This is a genomic window from Streptomyces phytophilus, from assembly GCF_013870535.1.
GTDB lineage: Bacteria > Actinomycetota > Actinomycetes > Streptomycetales > Streptomycetaceae > Streptomyces > Streptomyces phytophilus.
On the sequence record NZ_JACBXC010001628.1, the window covers coordinates 1 to 1141 of the forward strand.

Annotated in this window: 2 protein-coding genes; one reads left to right on the top strand and one right to left on the bottom strand. The window is 74.3% G+C overall.

The features are described from left to right. Positions 1 to 469: MFS transporter (locus H5J30_RS34750; RefSeq protein WP_181791788.1), on the bottom strand; the 469-nt coding region annotated here is incomplete at its 3' end. 189 nt (positions 470 to 658) lie between these two features. Here H5J30_RS34750 and H5J30_RS34755 point away from each other — a divergent pair. Then, positions 659 to 1027: a YciI family protein gene (locus tag H5J30_RS34755; RefSeq protein ID WP_181791789.1), complete on the top strand. Its 369-nt coding sequence runs from the start codon at positions 659 to 661 to the stop codon at positions 1025 to 1027. The last annotated feature ends 114 nt before the right edge of the window (positions 1028 to 1141 follow it).

Consider the following 1141-nt stretch of genomic DNA (forward strand, 5'->3'; position numbering starts at 1 on the left):
GCACGCCGAGGGCGGCGGACACGGAGACACCGGAGATGACCACCGCGATGGCGCGGCCCGCCCGCTCCCGCGGGACGCTCGCGAGGGCCACCGCGAACGCGGTGGCGTCGAAGAGCCCGGCCGCCGCACCGGTCAGGGCCCGGCACGCGAGCAGCAGGCCGAAGCTGGTGGTGGTCACCGCGACCACGTTGCCCAGGATGAACACGACGAGCGTGCCGACGAGGACGGTGCGCTTGTCCAGCCGCATCGTCAGCGCGGTCAGCAGCGGCCCGCCGAAGGCGAGACCGAGCGCGTACGTCGTGACCAGCGCGCCGGCCGAGGAGACCGGGACGCCGAGGTCGCGCGCCATGACGTCGAGCACGCCGACCACGAGCAGCTCCGCGCCGCCCATGACGAACATGCCGAGGAACAACGTGCCGAGCACGCGGTTCGACCGCCGCGAGCCGCGGGAGCCTGCCTGGGTGTCCACGGGTCCTCCTTCCGGTGCGGCGGCACCGGATGCGCCGCCGCTGCCCCGTGGTCGGCGGCGTGTCCGGGAACCGGACACGGGTCCTGGTGAAGAATCGGCCGGAGGCGGCATGTCCGGTCCCGCGCGGTGGCTACGACCACGGGGCGAGCGGCGGGACGAGGGGTTCCGCCCGGAGAAGAGGAGCGAACCGTGAAGTACCTGCTGATGGTCTACGCATCGACCGAGGAGTGGGAGGAGCTGAGCGAGAGCGAGCGCGCGCGGATGGACGCGGAGTACGAGCAGCTGCTCGCGGACTGCACGGCGTCCGGCGAGTGGCTGGCCGGCGATCCGCTGGCCGGCCCGCCCGCCGGCCGGGCGGTCCGGGTGCGCGACGGGCAGGCGCTCGTCACCGACGGCCCGTACCTGGAGCTGAAGGAGCACATGGCCGGCTACTGGCTCGTCGACTGCGAGTCCATCGAGCGCGCCGCGGAGATCGCCGCCCGGTTCCCGGACGCCCGCCACTGGGGCGTCGAGGTCAGGCCGCTGCTCGGCCTCGGCGGCGCGGCGGACGCACTCTAGCCGTGGTCACCGAGGCCCGGCTGGAGGAGCACCTGCGGGAGCTGCTCCCGCAGGTGCTGGGCGCGCTCACCCGCCGTACCGGCGACTTCGACAGGTCCGAGGACGCGGTCAGCG